Source organism: Bacillus sp. NTK074B, from assembly GCF_017303375.1.
Taxonomy (GTDB): Bacteria; Bacillota; Bacilli; order Bacillales; family Bacillaceae_B; genus Rossellomorea.
In genome coordinates, this window is the sequence record NZ_JAFKOH010000116.1 from 1 (window position 1) to 264 (window position 264).

The 264-nt window shown below is 53.0% G+C and carries 1 protein-coding gene; it reads right to left on the minus strand.

All coding sequences use genetic code 11. From position 1 onward, the window contains the following. A partial coding sequence (locus tag JI667_RS21650; protein ID WP_206858529.1) for a GntR family transcriptional regulator occupies positions 1–196 on the minus strand: 196 nt, incomplete at its 3' end. Positions 197–264 lie beyond the last annotated feature (68 nt).

Here is a 264-nt window from a genome sequence, read left to right on the forward strand (position 1 = left end):
CGCGATTGACCTCGTTTGTGACCATTCCTTCGCTCGAGAGCCGCATCAACGCCTCTCTGATCGGCGTCAGGCCCAGATTGTAGCGTTCACGCAGATCGGCGGCGCGCAAGCGCTCGCCTGGAAGCAGGTCTCCGTGCAGAATCTCGTGCCGCAGCAGGTCATAGGCAGAAGCCTGGGCGTTTTCGGTGGTGCTCATTTTTTGTATTGACTTACAGATTTTATAAAATCTAATCTAATTCACATAATATGACCCGTCAAGCCTGG